This is a genomic window from Muricoccus nepalensis, from assembly GCF_006438825.1.
Lineage (GTDB): Bacteria > Pseudomonadota > Alphaproteobacteria > Acetobacterales > Acetobacteraceae > Roseomonas > Roseomonas nepalensis.
In genome coordinates this window covers 1-869 of record NZ_RCZP01000130.1, presented here as the reverse complement: position 1 = coordinate 869, position 869 = coordinate 1, and the positions used below count along the sequence as shown (strand labels likewise).

General features: G+C 58.0%; 2 protein-coding genes. One reads left to right on the top strand and one right to left on the bottom strand.

Features of this window, described 5'->3' with window-relative positions:
* A partial coding sequence (gene upp, locus EAH89_RS30945; protein ID WP_140888034.1) for a uracil phosphoribosyltransferase occupies positions 1-415 on the bottom strand: 415 nt, incomplete at its 3' end.
* Between the two features lie 164 nt (positions 416-579).
* Between upp and EAH89_RS30940 the strand changes: the two genes are divergently transcribed.
* A partial coding sequence (locus tag EAH89_RS30940) for a phosphoribosyltransferase family protein (RefSeq protein WP_277753922.1) occupies positions 580-869 on the top strand: 290 nt, incomplete at its 3' end.

The window sequence follows — 869 nt, the reverse complement described above, 5'->3', positions numbered from 1 at the left end:
TGGAGCTGCCGGTGGCGAGCATCGGGTCGATGATCATTGCCAGGCGTTCGTTGATTTCCGGGACGAGTTTTTCCAGGTAGGTGTGCGCCTGCAAGGTTTCTTCATTGCGGGCCACGCCCACGGCGCTGACTTTGGCGCCCGGGATCAGGCTGAGCACGCCTTCGAGCATGCCGATACCGGCGCGCAGGATAGGCACTACGGTGATTTTCTTACCGGCGATTTTCTCTACTTGTACGGGACCGGCCCAACCGGGGATCTCGTAGGTTTCCAGCGGCAAATCCTTGGTCGCTTCATAAGTCAGCAGCGCTCCGACTTCCTGAGCAAGCTCACGGAAATTCTTCGTGCTAATGTCGGCACGGCGCATAAGGCCGAGTTTGTGTCGGATCAGCGGGTGGCGGATCTCGCGAGTGGGCATGGGAAAGGCTCCGGCGGCGGGCAAAAAAACCGGCCTAGATTAATCTATCCGAGGGTGTTGTCCTATAGACATCTAGTACGTTAGTCCATTAAGGCTTGAACGTTGCGCCTCACATGCGTACCTTTGCCCGCTTTTCTTGCCACAGCACCCCCTTGGAGAGCGCCATGTCCGCTGATCTCGAGCATATCCGTCAAATCATGCGCGAGGCTGACTGCCTGTACACCGAAGCGCAAGTCGAAGAAGCGATCGCCAAGGTYGGCGCACACATCASCCGCGAAATGGCCGASACCAACCCGGTGGTSTTCTGYGTGATGAACGGCGGCCTGATTTTCGCCGGCAAATTGCTGACTCATCTGCAATTCCCGCTGGAAGCCTCCTACCTGCACGCCACCCGTTATCGCAACGAGACCAGCGGCGGCGACCTGTTCTGGAAAGCCAAGCCGGAAGTGTCGTT